This is a genomic window from Streptomyces sp. NPDC025638 (genome assembly GCF_055558775.1).
The window spans coordinates 1-1644 of the sequence record NZ_JBVHLX010000071.1 but is presented as its reverse complement, the minus strand read 5'-3'; the positions used below and the strand labels follow the sequence as shown (position 1 = coordinate 1644).

Here is a 1644-nt window from a genome sequence, read left to right as displayed (position 1 = left end):
TCGACACCGCACCCCGAACACAACGCCGGGCCACACACTTCCGCACTCTGTGTTCAGCCACCGCATGACCCACCCAACATCACCAGCAGAGTCATGCCGTTGCGTTATGGGCCTGCGGGTTGGGGTCTTGTGATGACGATGGCCTGCGTGCCAGTACGGGTCGGTTGCGGCCAGTCACGGTGTTCCGGTCGCTTGAGTTGGTAATTGGACATCTTGCGTTTGACGGCTCGGGGCTGACTCCGGAGTCGTCTGACGGGCAGGAGTCGTTCCAAGAGGTCCTGCTCCAGCATCACTAAGGCCCTGACCAGGAGCTTAGGGGGAAAAGCTGCCCGGTGTGACGGTTACGCTGCGCCGGGCGGAGCGCAGGGTTTCGGTGAAGGAGACCCGGTCGGGGTCCAGGCCGCGGGTGGCGGCGGTTCTCAGCATGAGTTCGCGAAGAGCGTGGTGGACCAGCAGGTGTGCCCAGATCTGCTGGCGGACACCATCGGGGGTTTTGCTGCTGAGGACGACGCGTGCGCCGCGCTGATGTGTCTTGATCTCGGCGAAGACGGACTCGACTTCCCAGCGTTCGCGGTAGAGCGCGGCCAGCTGCCGGGCCGGATGGCGTCGGGCGTCCAGCAAGGTGGTGACCAGCCGGTAGCCGTCAGCCGTGTCCTTACCGACCTGGCCCTTGAGCTGGTAGGCCAGAACCCGGACGGTGACCGGCTCGTTTCGGGCGGGGCCGCTGCTCGCCCGGATCTGTGAGAGCCATGAGCCGTCACGAAACTGCTTGATCACCGGCAGGACGCGGTTGGCGGGCACTCGCCACAGCAGATCGGCGCCGGTGGCGGTGAAGGCCTGCCACAACGGGACACCGAGGAACTCACGGTCGGCCAGGACGAGCTGGCCCGGGCCGACGGAGCGGGGCAGGCGGCCGACCAGGGTGACTTCCCCAGTGCGGCAGCCGGCGAGTTCCGCGTCCAGCACCGCGTGGCTGCCCACCTCCACCAAAGCAGCCATCCGCACCTGCGGAAACGCGCTCCTGCCCGAGCCTCGGCCGTTGCCCGGACGTCCGAAGGCGGCCTCGTTGGCTTCGGTGTCCGCGACGTCCCAGCAGGTTCCGTCCACCGCCAGCAGCCGCAGGCCCCGCCAGAACGCGCCGGGTGTCGCCTCGGTGGCCATCGGCTTGGCGGTCGTGGCGAACAGCACGCGCAGGGGCTCACAGCCCAGCCGCTGCCGGGCGCGGAACAGCGAGGACTTCGCGGGCACGTGCCAGTCGCCCAGCAGCCCCTGGCCCCGCAGACCCTCCACCAGGTGCCGCATCACTTCCAGATACGGAGCCGGAGAGAACAGCGCCAGCCCCAGCACGAAGTACACCACCAGCCGCGCGGGAAGCAGCCGTTTGCGTTGCTCCGCGCACCCGCACGCGGCTACCACCCGATCCACCAAGCCTGGTGGATAAACCCAGGTCAACAGCCTCAGACCCGATAACTCAGACACGCGCGCAGACACCCGAACCACCCCCTGGGACCACTACCCAGGAACCTACGTCCGAGGCCTAAAACAACGGCATGACTCTGCTGGTGATGTTGGTAAGTCGCTGACGGCTGGCGGTGTGCGGTGCTTGGCTGGGAGTGTGCGGGGGTGGCGTCGTCGGTGGAGGTG

1 protein-coding gene is annotated in these 1644 nt (G+C 67.5%); it reads right to left on the bottom strand.

All coding sequences use genetic code 11. The annotated features are described in order from the left end of the window. Positions 1-312: 312 nt before the first annotated feature. The gene (locus ACZ4EG_RS46610; RefSeq protein ID WP_467795061.1) at positions 313-1479 is read right to left on the bottom strand and encodes an IS4 family transposase; all 1167 of its coding nucleotides are present in this window, start codon (positions 1477-1479) and stop codon (positions 313-315) included. Positions 1480-1644 lie beyond the last annotated feature (165 nt).